Origin of the sequence: Salinibacter ruber DSM 13855 (assembly GCF_000013045.1) — a bacterium.
Taxonomy (GTDB): domain Bacteria; phylum Bacteroidota; class Rhodothermia; order Rhodothermales; family Salinibacteraceae; genus Salinibacter; species Salinibacter ruber.
The window spans coordinates 1,038,602-1,060,883 of sequence record NC_007677.1; the positions used below are offsets into that span (position 1 = coordinate 1,038,602).

The window sequence follows — 22,282 nt, forward strand, 5'->3', positions numbered from 1 at the left end:
GGGGATAGAGAGCTGGTTGCCCGGGGTGGATTCGAACCACCACTAACGGCTCCAAAGGCCGCTGTCCTGCCATTAGACCACCGGGCAATGCGGGGCGCACGGTCTCCTCTTCGTGCTCCTCCTGTAGAGTAGAAAAGAACAGGGACTGAGTCAACGAGCCAACGGGGGATCAGTTCGTGAAGAGGGGCTGAGAAGTACCGGGTTACAGACGGGACGGCCCTCCCAGGCCCAGCCGTCAGGTCCAGGCGCGGAGTTCGGTGAGCTCCTCCGTTACGGTGTCGATCGCGTCGGCCGCCAGCCTGCCCCGATCGGTAAGCAGGCCCCCGGTGACGAGGGCGGCGGGGGTGGTGTCAAACCGAGGGGCCCATACCTCCACGTCCCGAGAGCCGTCGTACACGGCCCGGTCCGCGGCGGACTCGTCGGACGCACCGTCGTCCACTGCGATCTTGTCGACGGCGCACGCAGCGTACACGGGCACATCGGCCCGATGCGCCGCGAGGGCGGCCCCGTACGTTCCGGCCTTATTGACCACCGCCCCCGAAGGCTGCACCGTGTCCGCCCCCACGAGCACGGCGTCGACGCTGCCCCCCTGCAGGCGACGCGCGACGGCGGCGTCGGGGAGGAGCGTCACGTCGAGGCCCGCTTCGGTGAGGCGCTCGGCGACGGCCACGCCCTCGTCCCCGGGCGCCGAGACGGCCACGCTGACGGTGGGGGACGGGTCGGCCGCCTGCAGGGCCGACAACACGGTGCCGGAGCGGGACAGGGTGAGCACGTGGGTCCCGCTTAGCTGAGTGGCTGCGGTCTCGGCCGCCGCCGCGTCGGCCGCCAGGGCGTTCTGGATGGCCTCGTGGGCGTTGGTCTCGACCGCATCAGGGGGGAGCTCCGGGAGGCTCGCGTGCATGGCGCGGTGCAGCCGGTTCGCCAGCGCCGCCATCGACGGCCGGGCGTCCAGCAGGCGATGCGCGGTGCCGATTAGGCGGCCCCGGGCATCCTCAATCGTGGCGGCCTCGGAATGGGCGAGCATGCCGGCCCGGTCGCGCAGTACCTCCAGGGCCCGAATGGAGAGATAGGCCGACCCGTGCGTCGTGTCGTTCGTGAGGCCGAGGATGGACGGCGCCACGCGGCGGTACGAGGTCCAAAGGTCCGGTACTGTGTCGCGCCGCAACAGTACGGTAGGGGAGGCCCACTCGACCGCCTCGGTTTCCCAGTTCGTCTGGATCGACCGGCTGTCGACGTCGAAGAGGAACGGGTGCACCCGCCAGTGCGCCCCGTGGTCGTCGTCCTCGACCGTGAACGCCGAGCCCTGCCGCCGGGGATGCACGTCGGCGCCACGCAGGCCTGTCTCCTCCTCCACCTCCCGCAGCGCGGACGCCGCGGGATCGCCGTCCTCGACGTGCCCGGCAACGGCGCCCCACCGACCGGGATAAGAGTCCACCGCGTCGCTGCGGCGAAGCAGCAACACTTCGCCTCGGTGTCGGAGAAACACGGTGACGACGGGCGTCGGGTCGGCGTCGGGCATGAGAGAAAGACCAGAACACGTGCAGGGAAGCAAGGCGACGAAGGGACTGCCTCGCACGCGCCCCGCCGCTCAGCGATCCGGCCGCAAGGGCGGGCGGTTGGAAATTTTGCGTCCGATTACTACTATAGAAGTAGTAAAAAAAACAGAGGCACCTGCCGCCATGTCGACCCTTCACGATTTTCTTTGGCTCCTGCTGGCCTGCGCGTGGGTCTGCGCCGGGTGTGTTGCGACATCCCCCGACCCTACTCGAGAGGCCCGGCCGGGGCCGGTCGACGCGAGGCCCGACTCGACTCGATCGGTACCGGTTGATCGGGACACGACGCGCCGTCCATCCGGTGATGCCGGACCGGTGCAGGCCCTACGGGCCGCCTACAGGGAGGGCGCGTACGACGCGGTGGTCCGTCGCATCCGCAGCCGACGACGCGACGACTCGCTCCACAGCTCCGCATCGCAGGCGCTCCACGTCCTGCTTGGGCGAGCGGAACAGGCCCGGGGACGCCATGCGGCCGCCATTGACGCTCTGAACACGGCCCGACGCATTGCCGAGGGCGAAGGGCGGGCCACGACGGCGATCGATCGGGCCCTCGGGGACAGCCACGCCGCGCTGTATCGGTGGCCGGAGGCGGCGTCGGCGTTCGAGCGTGTGCTCGGCGCGCGTCCCGACGACCGGGCGGCCCGGCAGGCGCTCGCGGAGGTGTACCGGCGCGCTCGAAGGTGGTCGAAGGCGCGGGCCCAGTACGCACGACTGGTGCGTGCCGACGCCTCGAACGGACGGTGGTGGGCGCGCCTCGGGCAGTGCAACCTTGGGCTCAATCAAACAGAGCGGGCGCGGCGCCACTTCGGGAAGGCCCACCGGCGCGTGCCGCAGTCCGCGGAGGTCGCGCTGTCGCTCAGTCGACTGCACCGCGCGGCAGGACATCTCGACGCAGCCCGGCGCGTGGTGGACACCACCCTGACCCACCAGTCGGGGGACCCCCGACTGTGGCGCCGTCGGGCCGACCTCGCATTCGAGCGAGAGAATCTCAAGAGGGCGCGCCGTGCGTACGTCCGGACGCTAGCCACAGGCGACTCGTCGGCGACGGTGTACCGGCGGATTGGCCTCGCCGACGTGCGCCGCCAGCAGTATGCCCGGGCCCTGCCCTTCCTCCGGCGGTCCCTGCAACGCGATTCCAGTCACGCCCGTACCACCCTCTATCTGGGCGTCACATACCTGCGGCTCGATAGCCTGCGCCGGGCGAGCAGGTACCTTCAGAACACCATCGACCAGGAGGCGAGCGGGCCGATCACGGACGCCTTGGCGCACCAGGGGGCCACGTACAGTCGACGCGGGAACGTGTCCGCCGCGCTTGAGGCCTACAAAACGGCCCGTCGGCTGCGTCCGGGGCGGGCGGAGCTTGACTTCCGCCTCGCGACGGTCTACGACGAGCACTACCGGGACAAGGCCCCCGCCGCCCGCTACTACCGCCGATTTCTCCAGGCACACGAGGGGGGACTTCCCGAGCTGCGCCGATACGCGATGTCTCGTCTGAAGGCCCTTCGCCCCACCCTCCACATGCAACAGGGGCCCGCGTCGAGTGAGTAGGGGTAGGGATCCAGCCGGGGCGGGCCCTGTTAGAAGACTGTGCAAAGCGGGCAACCATCGGGCGGGGCAGGAGGGCGCGACTGTTTCGAAGCACGCCTGCTCGGGCGGCCCGACTCCCTCCCTTCGATTCTTCAGAGGGGCCCTCCCCCACACAATCGATCCTTTGGCTCCATGCGACGGACCGCCGCGCTTCTCATCGTCCTCGGCCTCATTTTTAGCACCCGCGTGTCGGCCCAGCCGGCGGTCTCGGTCCGCGGAAATGTAGGGGCGGCGTTCTTTCAGTCGCCCGAAGGCCTGAACAACATCCTGAACTCCGGGGTGGACCTGGGGCTTGAGGCAGGACTCGAGGTGTACGATGGGTTGGAGGTCGTCCTGCAGGGGAGCTACGACCGGTTTACCCTGAACAGCGACAATGTTGCGCTTCTGGACGACAACCTATCGGTCGGGACGTCGGTGGAGGGCGGTGCGCTGAACCTTATAAACGGGACCGTCGGGCTGCGCTACACCCTCAAGAATCAGAGCGATGCCCATCCGTACGTGGCGGGGGGCATCGGGCTGTACCGGACCGAGCTCGCGGAGGCACGGGTGCGCCAGGGTGAAAACGTGCTTCCGGAGCGATCCACGAGAGGAAGGGGCTTTCACCTCGCGATCGGGTCTAACTTTCGGGTCGACGAGACCTACGGGGTCTTTTTCGAGCCGCGGTACGTCGTCGTCGACACGGGCGGCTCGGATCTTCAGACGGGGGATTCGACCCGCTACGTCACCGTCCGGCTGGGAGTGGAGGTGCAGTTTTGACCCGCCAGGGACTTCCAGCGACACATGAAGGTTGACGGAGACACGCAGAGGACACGAGGTCCGTCCAGACCTACGCGGCCGCCGTGGCGTTGACCGCCTCGACCCGCTTCACTTTCGGCACGGACCGCTTGAGGGCCTGCTCGATGCCCGCGCGCAGCGTCATGGTGCTCATGGGGCACGATCCACAGGCCCCCAACAGCTCGAGCTCCACGACGTAGTCGGCGGTCACGTTCAGCAGCCGGACCGACCCGCCGTCCGCCATGAGGTAGGGGCGGATCGTGTCGAGGGCCTCCTCGATGTTGTCGCGCAGTTCCGGGTCGATGTGTGGGGACGACCCGTCTTCGGTGTCGGGGGAGGAAGGCACGTCGTCGGACATAAGGCGTCGAGGCGATTGCGTGAGGCGGCGTGAACCCGGACGTCGTACTTCTTCAATCCCTAACGGACGGGACGCGGGCGCGTTCGGAAAATGTGCGGGGCGCGGCCCTGTTCGGTGCCATTCCGGGCCGGCAGCCGGGCGGCCCTTATTCGTAGAGGATCTCGATCTTCTGCGTCGGGTCGTCCTCGGCGTTGCGGAGGGCGACCTGCTCGGTGAGCTGATCGGCGATCTCGGCAAACGCCTGGGTCGAGGCGCTGTCCGGGGCGGACCGCACGATGGGGGTGCCCTGGTCGCTGCTCTTGCGGATCTCCTGCTGAATTGGCACCTCCCCGAGAAACGGCACGTCGAGCTCCTGGGCCAGCTCCTGGGCGCCCGCCCGGCCGAAGAGGTAGTATTTGCGGTCCGGCTGGTCGGGTGGGGAGAAGTAGGCCATGTTCTCGACCATGCCCACCACGGGCACGTTTACGTTGTCGAACATCGCCTTGCCCTTCCGCGCGTCGGCGAGAGCGAGGTCCTGCGGCGTCGAGACGATGACGGCCCCGGTGAGGGGGATGGTCTGGACGATGGTGAGCTGGACGTCGCCCGTTCCGGGGGGCAGGTCGAGGATCATGTACTCGATGTCGCCCCAGTCCACGTCGCCGAGAAACTGGCGCACGGCCTTCGTGACCATCGGCCCGCGCCAGACGACCGCCTGATCGGGGTCGACCATGAAGCCCATCGACAGGGTTTTGACGCCGTGCTTCTCGAGCGGCACCATCTTGCGCTCGTCGTTGACGCGCGGCTTCTCCCCCTCCATCCCCATCATCTTTGGAATCGAGGGGCCGTAGATGTCGGTGTCCACGAGCGCCACCTCGTAGCCCTGCTCGGAGAGGGACATCGCCAGGTTGACGGCGACGGTGCTCTTGCCCACCCCGCCCTTGCCGCTGGCCACGGCAATGGTGTTCTGCACGCCGTCCTCGCCGCTCGTCTGCTGCTTCTCGCCCCCCTGATCGCCCACCATCACGTCGTCCCCCAGCGGAATCATCTCGCTGTCCACCTCCACGTCCACCGTCAGTTCACGGCTCACTTCTTCGTGCAGCAGGCGCTGGCAGGCCTCTTCGACCTGACTGGCGAAGGGCCCGTCCGGGTCCTTCACGACGACGGTGAATGAGACGTGCCCGTCCTCGATCGTGAGGTCCTTCACCATGTCGAGCCGGATGATGTCCTTCTCCTCCTTTGGGTGCTTGATCTGTCGGAGGACATCCAGGATGTCTTCGCGGGGGACGGACATAGGAGCAGGAGAGCTGGTGCGGCAGAATACTGAAGCGATACACCCCACCACAGGAACGGGTGGATGTTCCTCTCAGCGGCGGAGATTTCCGCCGAATTCCCGCATCCCGCAACGCCGGGTTGCCGGGGCAGCAGCGTCGGGAAGGAGGGGGCGATCGGAAACGTGAAGGCACCCGGGACGGGGGGAGGAGAACTGGCAGGGGACAGAGTCCGGCGGGCCCTGAACGGGGCGGCACTCGGGGGCCCTGATCAGGACGGGGAGGCCGGCGCCGAGGCCAGGAGGCGGAGGGCCAGGCCGTGCCGCAGTTCGTAGGGACTCACGCGAAGATCATCCAGGTCGTAGTGGGCCAGAGTGCGGTCGAGGAGAATCACGCCCATCGGGAACACGTCGGCCCGGCCCGCCATCGCCTCCGGGTGCAGCTCAAGGATGCCGTCGACGGACCGACCGAGGAGACGCTCGCGCCAGTCGCGTACGTCCTTCCGAGACAGGACGAGGCCGTTGTCGTGTAGCGCGTCCCAGGTGCTGGCGGGGCCCGCGTGGACGAGCGCCAGGGCGGCGGCGGTGCCGGCCGTGCCGATGAGCACAGGGGCGTCCCCGACCGCCGGCGCGCGGGCCGCAAGGGCCTCGTCGACCACCTGCGCGGCCGTCGTGACGGCACCGGGGGACGGGGGCTGCGACGCGAAGCAGCGCTCGGTCAGGCGCACGCACCCGACATCGAGGCTGGCGTGATCCCGGATGGCCTCGGCGGGCGACGAGCGCGTCTGGCCTGGGGCCGCGCCGGCGATGAGTTCCGTGGACCCGCCGCCTACGTCAACGACCAGGCATGCTCCCGAACGGTCGTCGAATGCCGCGCGGGCCGCCGCAAAGCTCCACGTCGCCTCCTCGGTGCCGGAGAGAAGATCGACGGACAGTCCCAGGGCGTCCCGCACCGACGCGAGAACGGCGTCCCGGTTCGCCGCGTCGCGGAGGGCACTCGTGCCGGCGGCCGAGACCCGATCCACGTCGTACGTCCGGGCCTCCTGGAGGTGGTCGCGCAGTGCATCGAGGAGGCGCCCCTGCGCCTCCCGGCCAATGCGGCCCCGGGCATCCACCCCCTCCCCGAGCCGCACGAACCGCTCGGCCGTGTGGAGGCGGCGCAGCTCGGTCCCGTCCCGCTCGGCGACGAGGAGCTGAGCCGTGTTCGTGCCGATGTCGATGGTGGCGAGGCGCATGGGCGTCAGGGGGATGGGGAACGAGCGAATCGACCGGCCCACCATCCCTCCTCCGCAGCCTCTGCGTCGAGGGCAAGGCCGTGGGACGCAACCGCATCGCGGATGTCGTCGCGCTGCGGCCGGAGGAGGCCGGAGAGAAGAAGAGAGGCGCCCGGGGCGAGGCGGGCGACGAGGGCCGGCATCAACTCCAGCAGGACGCGTCGCGTGATGTTTGCGGCCACGAGGTCGTACTGGGTGTCCGATGCGACGTCCACGGACCCCTCCTGTACGGTGACACAGTCGGTCTCCTCATTCCGGCGTACGTTTTCGCGGGCGTTGCGCACCGCGTCGGGGTTGGTGTCCACCCCCCGTGCCGCGTCGGCACCGATGCGACAGGCCGCAATGGCGAGCACGCCGGTCCCGGTGCCCACGTCGAGCACGCGATCGCCGGGGGCGAGGGCCTCGGCCAAAAGCCGCAGGGCCAGTCGTGTGGTGGCGTGGTGTCCCGTGCCGAAACTCATTTCCGGATCGATGCGGAGCACCGTGGCGTCGTCCCGGGCGGACGGTGGGGCCACCGAGGTGGGACAGACGAGAAACGGCCCGGCCCGTACGGGCGAGAGGGTGTCCTCCCAGACGGCGTTCCAGTTCTTCGATTCCAGGGGCCGAATCGACAGCGCATCGGGGTGCCCGTCGGCGGCCAGGCGGGCTTTCAACTGCTTCTGATCGACGGCGGCCCAGCGCTCGGCCGGCACGTAAGCGCGGAGTTCGGTGTCGTTCTGCACGAAGCCGGTGGCGGGCTCTTCCAGCTCCGCCAGAAACGGGGCGTGCTCCACGGGCGGAATGGTGAGAGTGAGCTCGATCGTATCCATCTCATTATGCAGGCGTCGTTGTGCTTCATCGCACCCGACCCGTGTACAGGGAGGCGATGCCGAACGTGAGGGGCGTCCACGTCAGGTCGACGAAGCCGGTCCCTTCCATTCGTCGGAGAAAGTCCACGCCGTCCGGAAACGCCGCGACCGAACTGGGCAGGTACTCGTAGGCCCCCTGGTCGGGGCTCAGCAGGCCGCCGATGCGGGGCAGGACGTGGCGGCTGTACCACGCGTAGAGCTGCTTGATGGGCGTCGTGCGGGGCGTGCTAAACTCCAGCACGACGAGGGCGCCGCCGGGCCGCAGCACGCGCCGAATGTCGTCGAGGCCGGCGTCGAGGTCCTCGAAGTTGCGCACGCCGAACGCCACGAAGGCCGCGTCGAATGTGCCGTCGTCGAACGGCAGGTCGGCAGCGTCCGCCTTCTGGAGCACGATCCGGGAGGCGAGGTTCGCCCGCTCGATCTTCTCCCGCCCCCGGTCCAGCATTTCTGCGGAGAGGTCGATGCCGATGGTCTCGCGGGGATGAAGGGTGCGCTGGGCCTTGAGGGCCAGGTCGGCGGTGCCGGTCGCCACGTCCAGCACCCGCCGCGGCTGCTCGGCCCGCAGCGTCCGGACGGCCCGGGACCGCCAGTACCGGTCAATGCCGGCACTGAGGACCCGGTTCAGGAGGTCGTAGCGGGGCGCCACGGCGTCGAACATGGACTCCACGGCCTCTGCCTTGCCGTCGGCCTCGCCGATGGGGGGATGAGAGGGGTCGGGCATCAGAATTGAAGATATGAAACACAACGAGGGATGCGCCCACCCGAGCACCGCGCTCCTTCGGGTCGTCCTTGTTGCTCGGAAAAGCGCCTCATTAATGAGCAACGTGAAGCAATTAATGAACAGCGCGGAGTACGAAAAGGGTCCGACATATGCCCAAACCGGCGTCTGCCACTGAGGACCGTCTCGCCGGCACTTCTACTTGGTCCTCACATTTCGTCTGTGTCCCAGTGGAGTACGGCACTGACGCAATGACCCCGCTCGGCTCCTACTGAGATCCCGAGGGGCCCCCCTGGGGCCATTGGGATGGGGTTAGCTCAGAATCTGCGTCAGCTTCAGCAGGTCGTAGTCGATCGACTTGCGCCGGCCGTAGACGTTGCGGAGGGGCGTGAGCTTGATCTCGTTGTTGGTCATGCCCACCATCACATCCGAATGGCCGTCCATCAAGGACTCGACGGCGGCTACGCCGAGGCGGCTCGCCAGGACCCGGTCGCTGGCCGTCGGGGCCCCGCCCCGCTGCGTGTGGCCGAGAATGGTGGAGCGGAGCTCGATGTCCGAGAAGGCCGCGTCGTCCCGCAGCGCGCGCTCGATGCCCTGGGCCCCGCCCAGCTCGTCCCCCTCGGCCACGACCACGATGGTGGAGCGCCGCTGGGCCGTCATGAGGGACAAGATGCGCTCCTTTACCATGTCCATCTCCGTGATGGTTTCGGGGATCAGGATCAGCTCCGCCCCGCCCCCGATGCCGGAGTTGAGGGCAATAAACCCGGCGTCCCGCCCCATCACTTCCACGAGGAACAGCCGGTTGTGGGCGTCGGCCGTATCGCGGATGCGGTCGATGTTGTCGATGGCCGTATTGAGGGCCGTGTCGTACCCGATCGTTTGGTCGGTGCCGTACAGGTCGTTGTCGATGGTTCCCGGGCAGCCCACCACCCCGAGCCCGTGTTCGTCGTAGAGCTTCGAGGCCCCCCGAAACGTGCCGTCCCCCCCAATGGCCACGAGGGCGTCGATGCCGTTCTCGCGGAGGCTGTTGGCCGCCGCCCGGCGTCCCTCCTCGGTGCGAAAGGCCTCCGACCGGGCACTCTTGAGGATCGTGCCGCCCGACTGGAGGATGTTGGAGACCGAGCGCCGCTCCATCTCCACGAAGTCGGCCTCGATCATGCCCTCGTACCCCCGACGGATGCCCATCACCGCAATGTCGTTGGCGATGGCCGTGCGGACGACGGCCCGGAGGCACGCGTTCATGCCCGGGGCGTCGCCGCCACTGGTGTACACGCCGAGGCACTCGATGTCCTGCATGGTCGGTCGAGAGGGGTCGATGACGGGGAAAAGAGAAGAAGGCAGCGGCCCGGGCTGGCCCTCACCGGACGGGCCGAGGGCGCGCCACCACCATACCAATCTGACGATCGATCGTCCGAACGTACCGTTGAAGATCGGGCGAAACCGTCACGCCGTCGGTGAGGGAGGCGTGCAGGAGGCCGATCGTGTTCGGTCCGCTGTCGGGGGGGACGTAGACGAGCCCGGTGTGGGCCACGTCGAGCCCGTCGATCGAAGAAACGAGCGCCACGATGTCCCCGGCCTGGAGCTGATCGTAGACGGCACGGACCGAGTCCTGCGGCACGTACCGCACCGGATCGCGCCGCTGCTGCGCACGCAGGCGCGCCTCCATCTCCTGCACGCAGGCGAAGAGGCTGTCGTCGGTGGCGAATCGGTCGTACGCCGACCGGTGGGTGCTCATGAAGTCGAGCGTGTCGCGCAGGGGACGCCCTTCCAGCTGCGCGCCCAGCCGCCGCACATGGCCCCGCGTCGCGTTGTTGGTGATCCACTCCGTGAAGTAGTGCAGCCGCCCGCAGTAGCCCACCGGCCCGCCGCCGCGGTACCGCTGCTCCGCGAGGCGTCGTGCGAAGCCCGCGTACGTCGTGTCGGATGCCTGGGCGCCGCGGGCCAGGGCGAGGGCGGTCTCGACAAACGTCACGCAGTCGAACCCATCAAAGCGAGCGACGAGCGTCTCGGTCGTGGGGGCGTTGAGCGTGCCGGTGCGGTAGGGACGCCCGCGGAAGTGACGTCCCACGGCCTGCACCACCGGCCCGATTGAGTCGGTGGCCTCCGAGTGCGACAGGGCCGTCTGCAGGGCCGCCTCGAAGCGATCGGCGGTCGTGTCCGGCGGGGAGAGCACGCTGTCCGGCAGGGCAAGGGACCCGCTGGATTGTGGAGGGGCGGCCGCCTCGGTGGAGCCGTCGGGGTTGGGCCGGCAGCCGCCCAGCAGCGCAAGGCCGATGAGCAGCCCCGGCAGTGTGACGAGCAGGCTTCGGCGATATGCGGGCATGGTGGGCGGGGCTGGAGTGGACACGTCGAGTCCGGTTTCACCCATTTGGGGGCGACTCGTTTCCGCGCAGGGTGGGGGCCGCGGCGGAGAACTCGGACACGGGGGTGTCGAGATCCGCCGCCTCGGCGTCGGCGAGGGGCCACCAGTCGGGGCTGACGTCGAGTGCCCGGATGAGCTTTTGCTCGAACGCGGGCCGGGGGACGGTCGTTACCCCGAAGCGTTCGAGGTGCTCGGTCGAGTACTGCGTGTCGAGCAGCGTAAAGCCGCCCGCCCGCAGCTGCCGCACGAGATGGACGAGCGCCACCTTCGAGGCATTGCTGACCCGATAGAACATCGATTCGCCGAAGAACGCCCCTTTGAGGCCCACCCCGTAGAGCCCGCCTGCCAGGTCCCCCTCCTGCCAGCATTCCACGCTGTGGGCGTACCCGCGCTCGTGCAGTTCAGTGTAGACCCGAATGATGCGCGGGGTGATCCAGGTGCGGGCCCGGTCCGCACAGGCCTCGATGACGGACGCGAAGGCGCGATCGGCGGTCACCGAAAACTCCCGCCGCCGCACCCGCCGACGGAGGTTGTGGGGGATGTGGAACGCATCGAGCGGAAGATATGCCCGCGGGTCCGGCGCGTGCCACCGCACGATGCCGGTGTCGTCGTCCCCCATCGGAAAGACGCCGTTGGCGTAGGCGCGGATCAGGAGATCGGGCGTGAGGTCATCGGGCATAGACGGCAGAAGAAGGATGGGGGCGAGCGGAGAAAGCCGACGCGTTCGGGTGCTCATTTTGGAGTAAAACTATGCCTACGGGTGTGAGTTTGTGTCGGGTGATCGCGTCGTTTTGCCCCAAACAGATGCTTCCCTCATGGACGCTTCGGATGGCCAGGTCTACCGCGCGCTCGTCGACGATCGGGCGTTCGATATTGCGATTCAGGACGACCAACTCGTCGTGGACGGCGAGGCGAAAGACTACACCTTCGAAGTGCTACGGGAGGGCTACGTGTCGATGATCGTGGACGGTGCGAGCGTGCCCGTGTCGGTGGAACCGACGGGGAAGGACACGCTGCGCGTGACCATCGACGGGCGGCGCACGGAGGTCCAGGTGAAGGATGAACGCGACCTGCTCGTGGAAGAATTTGGGCTTGGGGAGGAGGCCGTAGCGGGGGGCGAGGTGCGGGCGCCCATGCCGGGCCTCGTGCTCGACCTGCTCGTGGAGGTGGGCGACGAGGTGGCGGTCGACGAGGGCCTTCTGGTGCTGGAGGCGATGAAGATGGAGAACGAACTGAAGGCCCCGTCCGGCGGCGTCGTACAGGCCATCTACGCCGCGAGCGGCGACGCGGTGGACAAAGACGCGCTGCTAATTAAGATTGAGGCCGCGTGACCCCCACCGAAGACCGTCGTCGATCCATGGCTTCTTCCCATTCTGTTCTCGTCACCGGCGCCACCGGCTTCGTCGGCTCCGTCCTCACCCGCCAGCTCGTCGATGCCGGGACCGACGTGCGCATCTTCCGGCGCGACACCTCGTCCCTCGACCTCTTGGGCACGTACGCCGAGCGGGTCGACCACGCGGTGGGCGACCTCCGGCGGGCCCGAAGCCTGTACGAAGCAATGCAGGGGGTCGACCGGGTCTACCACGTGGCGGCCAAGGTGAGTTTTGCGCGGGGCGACCGGGCGGCCGTCCGGCGCGTCAACGCGGACGGCACGGCCCACGTCGTCAACGCCGCCCTGAAGGCCGGGGTCGACCGGCTCGTGCACACCTCCAGCATCGCGGCCCTGGGCCGCCCGCCGGAGCCGGACGGGGCGATTGACGAGACGACCGAGTGGCAGGGCCTGCCCCACCGCTCCGCCTACGCCCGGTCCAAGCGCCGGGCCGAGTTGGAGGTGCACCGCGGCATCGCCGAAGGGCTCGACGCGACCCTCGTCAACCCTTCGCTCGTCTTCGGGGTGGGCGGGCCCGAGACCAACACGCGCCGCATCGTCGACGCGGTGCGCAGCGGCTGGCTGCTCGCCGTGCCGCCGGGCGGGACCAACGTGGTGGACGTGCGTGACGTGGCGGCGGGCCTGCGGGCGGCGATGCAGAAGGGCGAGACGGGCCGTCGCTACTTCCTAGGGGGAGAGAACCTGTCGTGGAGGACGCTCGCCACGACGCTCGCGGACGAATTTGGGGTGGCGCCGCCCCGCTACACGATTCCGCCGTCGCTTCTACGAGTCGGGGGCATGCTGGCCGAGGGCGTCGCCGCCCTCACCCGCACGCAGCCGGTCCTCGCACGCACCACGGCCCGAACCGCCGCCCGCACCTACCGCTACGACAACAGCCGTGCCCGCGCCGAGCTTGGGTGCACGTTTCGGCCCTTTGCGGAGACGGCCCGACGCGTCGCTGCCGTGCTGTCCGGGGACGCCCCGACGCCGTAGCCGAATGCGCTCGGGGACATCGCGCGTGGGGACACCGACGCGTCTCTTCCCCTCGTGCCCGGGGCCCTCGTCAACCTCCGAGTTCGGAGACGGCCCGTGCGATCGTGTACGGGACGAGCGCGATGACCAGGCCCAGCACCGCCACGGCAATCTGTTGCTGTCCGCCCCGCACGGCGTAGAAGTGGGTCGTGACGAAGATTCCGGCCCCCACCGAGCAAAGGATCGAGAGCGTCCAACAGAGGGTGCGGACCGCCCATCCTGCCCACGACAGAATCGACGATGAGGAGTCGCTGGAAGACATGGCGGGGGACGTAGTCGGTGGAAAAGGGAGGACGAACGGAACGGGCAGCCCAGGCACCGACCGGACGCGGCGTGCCGCCGATCGTGGCATGAAGGCGGGTGTGCCGAGGCGTTCCGGACAGGGTCACGTCCCGTCCGGGGTACGGTTGGGCCGGGACGCATCGGCGAAGACGCGACGCCCGGCCAGTGCCGTGCCGGCGACCATGGTCAGTCCCCCGCCAACGTACGCCATCGCAATTCCACCGGTCGCGTCCCCCAATCGAATTGGGAGGTCTGCGGGCATTGCGTCAATCACGAGACCGCCCGCGGCCACCGCGGCGCCGACCACGAGGGCAAAGCGAGAGAGTCGTTCTACGTACACGGAGGGAGACGTCACGGGGGCGCTAACGAGAGCCGGAAGTGCGTGGGGACGAGAAGAGTCTTCACGGTCGGGACCTGTGGTGCTTCATGTCTCTCCCACGTCCGCTGGAAAAATACGTTCGAGGCCTCAGCGCCCAGAACCTGAAAGTCAAGCTACGTCCCCGCCTTCGGCAGTCGTCGATTGGGTGTTCGGACGCGCAGGGGGCGTCACAGGAACGGCCCGGATGTTACGGTTCTCCGATTCTTGCGCTTTGCCCCGTCGACCACGAAAGGACTTTCCACGAGACATGTTGATACGGTCCCAACAAGATAGAGCAGTTCCATCGCGCCGTCCTCGGCGTTTGAGTCCAGCGTCCGGAGAAGCGACCGGACGATGGGCCCCACGCAGAATCGGAAGGAAGCCCGGCTGTTGAACCCCAATGCCGACGACGGCATCGGGCCCGTGTCCTCTTGCTCAGGTGCGTTCGCCATGCGTGTCGCCGTTCCGTTTTGCCTGTCTCTACTCATGTTCGCCGCCTCGTGGATGGGGGACGGAGAAGAACGCCGACGGGCCCTCCCCAGCGCTCTGCTTCATTCGAGTCCTCTGACCATGACCACTGCTGCCGACTCCCTTCCCGAGCCGTCCCCCGACCTGTCCCCGATGGAGGTGATTCGCCTGCAGGTGGAGGCGCTCGGCAGCAACGACACGCCGTACGAGGATGCCGGCATCGAGGCGGCCTTCAACTTTGCCTCCCCCGCCAACAAACGCGCCACCGGCCCGCTCCGTCGATTTCGACGGCTGTTCGAGACGCCCGCCTACGGGCCCATGATTGACCACGAGAACGCGACCTACAGCACACCCCAGGTCGAGGGGGCCGTGGCCCGGATGGGCGTGATCCTCACCACCGCGCAGGGCGACCGCGTGGGGTACCTGTTCCGCCTTTCGAAACAGGACGGCGGGGCGCACACGGACTGCTGGATGACCGACGCCGTTCAGCGTGTGCCGGTCGATCAGGTCGACACCCAGGAAATCTAACCCGTCCCGAGGCCGTCCCCGACTGCCGCCATTGTTGACGAAGAGACGAGTCTAGACGCATGCCCGACGCTGTGCTTACCGACGAAGAGCGCGCCCAACAAGACGATCGGCCCGACCGGGCGTTTTACCGGGAGCCGCGCCTCGTGCAGCACGTCGACGAGCAGTTCCGGGAGCGCCTGACCGACCTCTACCGTCGGCAGCTCGGGACGGGCGATGACGTCCTCGACCTGATGAGCAGCTGGGTGTCCCACCTGCCCGACGACCTGGACCTGGGGCGCGTGGCCGGGCACGGTATGAACGAGGAGGAGCTGGCGGCCAACGAGCGCCTGACCAAGTGCTTCGTTCAGGACCTGAACGAGACGCAGGGCCTTCCGCTGGAAACGGGGGCCTTCGACGCGGCCCTCTGTGCGGTATCGGTACAGTATCTGCGCCACCCCGAGCAGGTCTTCGCCGAAGTGGCCCGCGTCCTGCGGCCGGGCGGAATTTTCGTCGTGAGCTTCTCGAACCGAATGTTTGCCCAGAAGGCCATCCGCGCCTGGCGGACGGCCTCCGGGCCCGGACGCCTGCAACTCGTGAAGCAGTATTTTGAGGCCGTCGAGGCCTTTCGGGACCCCACGACGATCACCGAGAATCCCTTCGTGCCGCCCACGCGCCGGTTCCTGGGAGGGGCGCCGGACCCCTTTTACGCCGCTCACGCCCGAACACAAGACTGAGGTGCCGGTGCTCAGGCGCGTGCGCCGGAAGGGGCCGGGAAGCGGTCACGGTAGGGGCAGGCCGTCTCCGCCCCAGCCCTTCGAGGGGCCTCGGCCCAGGGGGGCGGCGTTCCGGTCGGTCGGCGGCTCTACAGCGTCGCCTCCTCCGACGGATGCCCGTCCCCGCTGTACTCCTGTGGCACCTCCTCCGGCGCGGAGTGGCCTGCGGAGGCCGACTGGCCTGACGGGGCGGGCTGGCCTGTTGAAGGCGACGAGCCTGCCCCCGCCTCGATCCGGAACTGCTGAACCGTCTCCTCCAGCTCGGTGCTGAGCCGCTCCAGCCGGTCGGCGGTGTCGGACACCTCCGTCACCCCGGCCGCCGACTCCTGGGCCGCCGTCGAGATCGACTGGACGCTCCGGGCAATCTCCTCGCTGGTGGTGGACTGCTCTTCGGAGGCCGCCGCAATCTCGTCGGTCATCTGCTCGACCCGGCTGATCGAGCCGACAATCTCGTCCAGCACGGCGCTGGCCTCGCGGGAGAGCTCGATCCCCTCCTCCGCGTTGGCGCTGCTTTGGCGGGCCGCCTCCACCGCCTCCTGGATTTCGGTCTGGACCTCGCCGATGATCTCGGCAATCTCGGTGGTGGCCTGGTCGGTCTCCTCCGCCAGCTGGCGCACCTCCTCGGCCACGACCCCGAAGCCCTGGCCGGTGTCGCCCGATCCGGACTCGCTGCCGGCCCGGGAGGCCTCGATCGCCGCGTTGAGGGCCAGCAGGTTGGTCTGGCCGGCGATGTCGTCGATCGTCTCGACGACCTGGCTGATCTCCTCGCTGGAGGCCTGGAGGCGCTCGATGGTCTCGGCGGTGCCCTGGACCTCCGCGGCGATCTCCTCCATCTTGCCGGTCGCCTCGGCGACGACCTGTTGGCCCTCCTGGGCCTGCTGGCTGCCGTCCCCGGCGGCCTCGGCGACCTGCTGGACGCTGCGGGCGTTTTCCCCGATCGTCTGGTTGAGCTCTTCGACGGCGGCGGCCACCTCCTCGGCCTGGGCGGACTGCTCCTCCGCAGACGCGGCCATCTGCTCGGAGGAGGCACTGATCTGCTCGGTCGCCGAGGCGGTCGAGCCGGCCGCCTCCCGGACCCGCCCGACGATGGAGCGGAGGCCGGCGACCGCCTCGTTGAAGCCCTCAAACAAGCGACCGATCGCGCCCTCCCGGCCGGTGGGGAGGCGAACGGTCAGGTCCCCGTCGGCAAAGCGGCCGATCGCCTCCAGCATCGTGTCGACGCTCTCCTGGAGGCGCTCCTTCTGCTGCTCGGACTCCCGGACGGCCTCCTCCACGCGGCGCTCGACGGAGGCCTTCTCGTCTTCGAGTGCCTCCATGGCCTCGGCGATCTGGCGCTGCTGCTGGTTGAACGCCTCGGCGACCGCGGTAATCTCGCGGGCCCCCTCGACCGAGACGGTCACGTTCTCCTCCTCGCTGTCGGTCAGCTGGCGGGCGAAGGACCGGAGCGGGTTGGTGACCCGGCTGCGCAGGACGTAGAGGATCGCCGCGATCCCCGCCGCCAGGAGGATGAAGATGCCGACCATGGCCCACCGGACGGTTGCCGACCAGCTTTGGTTCGACGCGACCCTCTGCGCGGCCTGCTCCTCGATGGTTCGTCGAAACTGCTGCGTCGGTTTCATAATCGTCTCCTTCGCCGCCGCGTATTCTTCGCCAAACATCAGCTGCTGGGCCTTGTCGCGCTTCTCCTCGGCGGTAAGGGCCTGATCTGCCGCGGTCAGAGTGGCCTCCGCGACCGCACTGGGCATCTCCGATTCCGGTACGCCTTTGGCCTCCAGGACGAGGCGCATCGCCTGCATCTCGGTTTTCACGAGTGCATCGGACGCTTTCTTTGCCTCTTTTAGGAACTGAAGCGCCTCGTCCGATGCTCCCTTCAACTCCAACTCGTTGACGGCCATCTTGCGGCGCTGGGTCTCCTGGACCTCCGTCCAGTACTTATCGAGATGCTTCGGGTCGCCGGTCACCGCAAACAAGCGAGCCTGACGGGTTAGGTAGTCGGAGGCATTCGCGACCTGCTGGCCAAGATTCTGAAAGTCGTATTGTCGTTCGTACGACGACTTGAGGGCCTCGGCGGAGCGGGAGTTGACGTAAAGTCCCGCGCCGAGAACGAGCAGGAGTATCGTGAGGGTGACCGCGGCCCGGCGGGTGATCTTGGAAAGCTGCATGGACGTCCGGGAAAGATGCATTCTTGAGTGTGCACGATTCAGTTGTTCGAGTTATCGCGCACTCAAGGCTGCCTTTTAAGGCGGTCTTTCCGTAGACTCCGTTAGGGAGTAATCGACGGGGCCATGGGTCTAAGCCCGGGCGGGTCGAGAAGAGCAGGGACCCCAGGCCTGTTTGGCTCAGTCTAGGGCCAGTCGCGCACAGGACGGTGCCTCCAAAAGCGATGCGCTTAGGGACGCCGGGGACACGAAGGCCCGCTGGAGACCACAGACGAGACGGGGCGTCCAGGCGGATCCGGCGGGCCAGAAGACAAGCGGTAACTGGAGAGGGCCCCGGAAGAGCGTCGTGCGGGCGAAGAAGGCCGCTCGGTGCCGGGGCCCTGCGGCGATGCGCTACGTCGGCCCGGGGAGCCGCACTGTGAAGTGGCTTCCCTCGCCCTTCTCGGTGTCCACGTCGATGGACCCGCCCATCTGGTCGACGGCCTTCTTGGTGACGGTCAGGCCGAGCCCGGTGCCCTCGTACTCCCGTGCCAGGCCCTCCGACTCCTGACGGAACGGATCGAAGAGGGTCTCGACCACCCCCGGATCCATGCCAATGCCGGTGTCTTCGACGTCGAGGACGGCGGCTTTCCCCTCGCGGGCGACCCGAATCCGCACCTCCCCGGCATCGGTGTACTTGATCGCATTGGAGACGAGATTTTGCAGCACGATCTGCACGCCCCCCTCATCCGCCTCGGCCCACACGGGGGCCTCTCCGGCGTCCACCCGCAGGCGCAGTCCCTTGCCCTTGGCTTTCGGGCGAAGCTCCTCGGCAATGGTTTCCGCCTGCGCGGCAACGTCCACCGCCGTGCTCTCCAGCTGCATCTGCCCCGCCTCCAGTTTGGACAGGTTGAGGACCCCATCGAGCGTGTTCAAAAGCCGGCGGCCGCTTTTTCCGATGAGGTTCGCGAAACGGAGGGCGGCCCCCTCCGCGTCCTGCGTCTCCTCCCCAATGGCGTCGGCGAAGCCGATAATCGACGTCAGTGGCGTGCGGATCTCGTGGCTCATGTTCGCGAGCATGGCGGACTTGGCCCGGCTGGCGGCCTCCGCCTCCGCCCGGGCCGTCTCGGCCTCCTCTTTTGCCTCGCGGAGCGCGCCCTCCCGGTCCAGGCGGCCCAGAACGAGGGCCGCGTAGCTGCTCAAAATCTCCAGCAGGCGAAGGTTGAAGGGATCGAAGCCTCCGCCCTCCGTCTTGCCGACGACCACGACGCCACGGTCCCCGATCGGCACGGCCGCCGCGGAGCGCAGCCTCCCGTACTCGATGTCGTTGTCGAGCCCGCCTACGTCTTCGACGATGACCGTGTCCCCGGTCTGGAGGGCCCGTGCCGAAAGGCTGTCTCCGCTTTTCGGTTGTGGCTCGGGGGAGGGGACGGAAGGGCCTGCGATCGTCGTCCGCGCCGGATGGATGGTGTCGCCGTCTACGAATCCCGTGTTGCGGAGCGGGTAGTCGAAGATGCTCCCAAGAAGCTCGTGGATGCGATCGGAGACCTCGTCGGGGCCTTCGGTCGTGAGCACCCGGCGCGTGGCCCTGTACAGGGCCTCGATCTTGTCCTGTCGTTCGTGGAGGGCCTGCTCCCGCTTCTTCCGCTCGGTGATATCGATTCCGAAGGCTGCGACATGGGTCACTTCCCCCTCAACGTCGGTGATGGGCTTGTGCGTCCGTAGGAAGTGCCGAACCCCATCCGGCGTGTCCATCCGCTCCTCGAACTGAGTGGTTCGCTGCTCCTCGGCGGCCGTCCGGATCGCTTGATCTCGGCGGCGCCCAAGCTCCGGGTCCATGCCTCGTTTCCGGCAGTACTCCAGGTTCGTATGGCCGATGATCCACTCCCTCAGCTCTGGATCCGCGATGCTCTGCTTGTTGACAAATTCGTACCGGCCATCGGGCTTGAACACCGCGAGGTCCTTTACGGCCTTCTCCAGGATCTGCTCGTAGTATTGCTTTGTGCTCCGCAGCTCCCGCTCGTCTTCTTTGCGGGCGGTGATGTCACGGACGACGCAGACGATGCTCCCGTCTTCGAGGACCGTTAGGGTCAGCTCCTGCGGAAACGACGACCCGTCCTCCCGCACCCCCCGGGCCTCTCCCCGCCAGTCTCCGGTCTCCTCCAATGCCGCCATCGCCTCCGCTTCCAGGCGCTGCTGCTCCGCCTCCTCGTAGCAGGCCGTCCAGGACCGTCCCACGAGAGCCCCCGGCGTGTCGTATCCGTAGATGCTCGCGTGGGCCTGGTTGACGTACTGGTAGGTGCCCGCCTCGTCGAGGATTGCGATTCCGTCGCTCGCGACCTCCATGGCACTGGACCGATGCCGGAGGGCCCGCTCCTTCTGCCGGCGGTCGGTCATGTCCCGAACCGTGCACACGAGCCGGCCCTCGCTCACGACCGTTAGGGACAGGGCCGCGGGGAAGGTCGTCCCGTCGGGACGGCTGCCGGTGACCTCTCCCTGCCACTGGCCCTCCTCCTCCAGGATGGGGAAGACCTCTTCTTCAAGGCGGGCCACCTCGTCGTCGGCGTAGAGCCGTCGCCAGGATGCCCCGAGCAGCACCTCCGCGCTTTCGAACCCGTACATGTCCGCGTGGGTCTCGTCGACGTAGACGTACCGGCCGTCTTCCAGAACCGCAATGCCGTCGGCGGCTTCCTCGATCGCTCGCAGCGACGACTCGATTGTGCGTCGGCGTTTCTCCTGCTCGGTGATGTCCCGGAAGATGCCCACTGCGATCTGCCGCCCCCCGACCTCCACGGTTGCCGCGCTGATCTCGACCGGCACGTTTTCACCGTCGTCGGTCTGGACGTAAATGGAAGAGCCGTCCTCGAAATGCCGGACGGTCTCCTCTGCGCCCGACCGGCAGCACGCCTGAAACAGACGCCGGTACCGACCGGCCTCCCCGTCGGGATGCAGGTCCGTCTGGTGCCGTCCGGCGATCTTCTCCTCACTGGCCCCGATAAGCTCGGCGGCCTTCTGGTTGACTTCGACGAGACGGCCCGTGTCGATGTCGGCCAGAATTACCGGATCGGGCGCCGCCTCCAGGAGCAGCTCGTATTTGTCCCGGATCGCGTCGGTCTTCTGCTCCCGGCGGTCCTGCTCCAAAACGCGCCCGATCGACTGGGCAAGCAGCTCCAGGGCCGCCTCATCGCCTGGCCCCAGCGGCGCGGAGCGCGGCTCCCGGCTCCCAAAGCACACCGTGCCGTAGACCCGGCCCTCGACGATGATTTTGGTGCCGAGATAGCAGGACAGGTCGTACGTTTGGTAGGCCGGGTCCGTCGTCCAGCCCTGCTCCTCTGCATTCTCGATCGAGAGGGCCTCGCTTTGGGTGATCAACTCTCGGCAGTAGGTGTCCGGCAGGTCGGCCTCTGCGCCCCTCTGGAGCTTCGGATGCGCCCCGACCGCCGCGACGGTCCGGTGGGTCGACTCCGCCAGGTCAATTTGGGCAAGAAAGCCGACCTCGACCCCAAACCGGTCGACCCCTGCCTGCAGGAGAGCCCGAACCCGTTGCCTCGACGACAGGCCGTCGGTGCCCATCGCCTGACGAATCCGCCTTCGAAACGAGGAGGCGAATTGACCGGCAGATGGGGGGATGTTCTCTGGAAAAGAGCCCTCGGTGGTGGTCTTCCCTGCGTCTCCGTCCGATGAGACCGCAGTCAGCGACCGAAGCAAGGAAGGACCTGTGGGTAGGAAGGAATCCGGAGAAGCCCTCCAGGGGACAGGTGAGAACCGGTGGGTGGAAGGGGTAGGGTCCCGTGCGTGACTCATGGGCCCGTGTGAGCAGATAAGCGGAGAGTGCGTACAGGGCATCTGTTCAGGCCGTGTGCATCCCCCAAGAGATACACAGTCGTCGCGGCGCGCCCTGCGTCATCGCGAACGATCGGCGCAGGGTAAGCCGCTCGTACTTATCTTTTAGACAATCAGATCGGAAAAATGTTTTCCTATAACTACGGATAGAATCCACTCGAACACGCCCCGATGGCAATCTTCGCCTCCGCCAATGCCCGGGCCGGTGGGCCCGTCGGCCTGGGGGCAGTCCCAAGGGACAATCTTCTCGTTGTATGCAGCAAATACCATGCGCGTCGCTGTGACTGCGGGACGTCTGTCGTCGTTTCCGGCCGCTTCGGTTCGTTCCCCGACGCAACGACTCGTCTGAGAGATCGTCTGGGGGACCGGATCGGTGTCCTCCAGACGTGTGGATGCACCGGCCCCGATGCCCAGAAAGCGTCGTAGTGGCGTAATCGGAGGCCCGGTGATTTGGAATGAGTCCTCCCGGAACGGTCCTGAGCGCGAGGCACGCAATGGTTGCGTACAGGGGGCCGTTCTGCGACAATGCGCCGTGCGACAGGGAAGAGGGCCGGGCATCTTGCCGCGGGTGGGGCCCCGTCAGCGTCCCCGATGGCATAGGGTTTGACGCCTATACAGAGACCAGTGCAGGCGTAGATCTCTGGGTGGGTTCCACCGACGAGCGCAGTCAACAGGTGTTGCTGTCGGTGCGGATCGTCCGTCGGCATCCCGACCCGATCGTCCGTGGACGGCCCCCTCGGCCCGCTGCGCTCTGAGGATTGCATTCGACGGCCGCGTTCAGATCCTCCGTGG

At 67.8% G+C, this 22,282-nt stretch carries 19 protein-coding genes and 1 tRNA gene; 6 read left to right on the forward strand and 14 right to left on the reverse strand.

All coding sequences use genetic code 11. The features are described 5' to 3' along the window. Positions 1-13 precede the first annotated feature (13 nt). A tRNA-Gln gene (locus tag SRU_RS04310) sits at positions 14-87 on the reverse strand. A gap of 148 nt (positions 88-235) precedes the next feature. After that, positions 236-1,519: an NUDIX domain-containing protein gene (locus tag SRU_RS04315; RefSeq protein WP_118830351.1), complete on the reverse strand. Its 1,284-nt coding sequence runs from the start codon at positions 1,517-1,519 to the stop codon at positions 236-238. Positions 1,520-1,679: 160 nt separating this feature from the next. Between SRU_RS04315 and SRU_RS04320 the strand changes: the two genes are divergently transcribed. After that, the gene (locus SRU_RS04320; protein ID WP_164923515.1) at positions 1,680-3,101 is read left to right on the forward strand and encodes a tetratricopeptide repeat protein; all 1,422 of its coding nucleotides are present in this window, start codon (positions 1,680-1,682) and stop codon (positions 3,099-3,101) included. Between the two features lie 171 nt (positions 3,102-3,272). Beyond that, positions 3,273-3,896, forward strand: coding sequence for an outer membrane beta-barrel protein (locus SRU_RS04325; protein ID WP_011403583.1), 624 nt, complete (start codon positions 3,273-3,275; stop codon positions 3,894-3,896). A gap of 70 nt (positions 3,897-3,966) precedes the next feature. Here SRU_RS04325 and SRU_RS04330 read toward each other — a convergent pair whose 3' ends face one another. The 8 genes from SRU_RS04330 to aat all read right to left on the reverse strand — a co-directional run bounded on the left by SRU_RS04330 (position 3,967) and on the right by aat (position 11,399). Continuing rightward, positions 3,967-4,272, reverse strand: a complete 306-nt coding sequence (locus SRU_RS04330) for a NifU family protein (protein ID WP_011403584.1) — start codon at positions 4,270-4,272, stop codon at positions 3,967-3,969. 145 nt (positions 4,273-4,417) lie between these two features. Then, a complete protein-coding gene (locus SRU_RS04335; RefSeq protein ID WP_011403585.1) occupies positions 4,418-5,542 on the reverse strand; it encodes an Mrp/NBP35 family ATP-binding protein in 1,125 nt (374 codons plus the stop codon). Positions 5,543-5,790: 248 nt separating this feature from the next. After that, complete coding sequence (locus SRU_RS04340) at positions 5,791-6,753, reverse strand: exopolyphosphatase (RefSeq protein ID WP_237701937.1); 963 nt, start codon at positions 6,751-6,753, stop codon at positions 5,791-5,793. A 5-nt stretch (positions 6,754-6,758) separates the two neighbouring features. Then, a complete protein-coding gene (gene prmA, locus SRU_RS04345; protein WP_011403587.1) occupies positions 6,759-7,601 on the reverse strand; it encodes a 50S ribosomal protein L11 methyltransferase in 843 nt (280 codons plus the stop codon). 25 nt (positions 7,602-7,626) lie between these two features. After that, a complete protein-coding gene (gene ubiE, locus SRU_RS04350) occupies positions 7,627-8,361 on the reverse strand; it encodes a bifunctional demethylmenaquinone methyltransferase/2-methoxy-6-polyprenyl-1,4-benzoquinol methylase UbiE (protein ID WP_011403588.1) in 735 nt (244 codons plus the stop codon). Positions 8,362-8,670: 309 nt separating this feature from the next. Next, complete coding sequence (gene pfkA / locus SRU_RS04355) at positions 8,671-9,645, reverse strand: 6-phosphofructokinase (protein WP_043553081.1); 975 nt, start codon at positions 9,643-9,645, stop codon at positions 8,671-8,673. A gap of 70 nt (positions 9,646-9,715) precedes the next feature. Further along, positions 9,716-10,681, reverse strand: a complete 966-nt coding sequence (locus SRU_RS04360) for a DUF1460 domain-containing protein (protein ID WP_011403590.1) — start codon at positions 10,679-10,681, stop codon at positions 9,716-9,718. 37 nt (positions 10,682-10,718) lie between these two features. Next, positions 10,719-11,399 (reverse strand): leucyl/phenylalanyl-tRNA--protein transferase, encoded by a 681-nt coding sequence (gene aat / locus SRU_RS04365; protein WP_011403591.1) that lies wholly within the window; start codon positions 11,397-11,399, stop codon positions 10,719-10,721. Positions 11,400-11,535: 136 nt separating this feature from the next. Between aat and SRU_RS04370 the strand changes: the two genes are divergently transcribed. Both SRU_RS04370 and SRU_RS04375 read left to right on the forward strand, forming a co-directional pair. Then, positions 11,536-12,051: a biotin/lipoyl-containing protein gene (locus tag SRU_RS04370; RefSeq protein WP_237701939.1), complete on the forward strand. Its 516-nt coding sequence runs from the start codon at positions 11,536-11,538 to the stop codon at positions 12,049-12,051. Between the two features lie 26 nt (positions 12,052-12,077). Beyond that, positions 12,078-13,082 carry an SDR family oxidoreductase gene (locus SRU_RS04375; RefSeq protein WP_103017237.1) on the forward strand — a complete coding sequence of 335 codons (1,005 nt, stop codon included), beginning with the start codon at positions 12,078-12,080 and terminating at the stop codon, positions 13,080-13,082. A 70-nt stretch (positions 13,083-13,152) separates the two neighbouring features. Here the strand turns inward: SRU_RS04375 and SRU_RS04380 are convergent, their stop codons facing one another. Further along, positions 13,153-13,383, reverse strand: coding sequence for a hypothetical protein (locus SRU_RS04380; RefSeq protein WP_118840879.1), 231 nt, complete (start codon positions 13,381-13,383; stop codon positions 13,153-13,155). Positions 13,384-13,506: 123 nt separating this feature from the next. After that, a complete protein-coding gene (locus tag SRU_RS04385; RefSeq protein ID WP_011403594.1) occupies positions 13,507-13,758 on the reverse strand; it encodes a hypothetical protein in 252 nt (83 codons plus the stop codon). A 573-nt stretch (positions 13,759-14,331) separates the two neighbouring features. Between SRU_RS04385 and SRU_RS04390 the strand changes: the two genes are divergently transcribed. Continuing rightward, positions 14,332-14,757 carry a DUF4864 domain-containing protein gene (locus SRU_RS04390; RefSeq protein WP_231847370.1) on the forward strand — a complete coding sequence of 142 codons (426 nt, stop codon included), beginning with the start codon at positions 14,332-14,334 and terminating at the stop codon, positions 14,755-14,757. Between the two features lie 59 nt (positions 14,758-14,816). Further along, positions 14,817-15,470, forward strand: a complete 654-nt coding sequence (locus SRU_RS04395) for a class I SAM-dependent methyltransferase (protein ID WP_011403596.1) — start codon at positions 14,817-14,819, stop codon at positions 15,468-15,470. A gap of 128 nt (positions 15,471-15,598) precedes the next feature. On the opposite strand, the gene SRU_RS04400 is transcribed toward SRU_RS04395, so the two are convergent. Both SRU_RS04400 and SRU_RS04405 read right to left on the reverse strand, forming a co-directional pair. Then, on the reverse strand, positions 15,599-17,692 hold the full coding sequence (locus tag SRU_RS04400) for a methyl-accepting chemotaxis protein (protein WP_011403597.1): 2,094 nt from the start codon (positions 17,690-17,692) through the stop codon (positions 15,599-15,601). A gap of 369 nt (positions 17,693-18,061) precedes the next feature. Then, the gene (locus SRU_RS04405; RefSeq protein WP_164923518.1) at positions 18,062-21,220 is read right to left on the reverse strand and encodes a PAS domain S-box protein; all 3,159 of its coding nucleotides are present in this window, start codon (positions 21,218-21,220) and stop codon (positions 18,062-18,064) included. Positions 21,221-22,282: the final 1,062 nt, after the last annotated feature.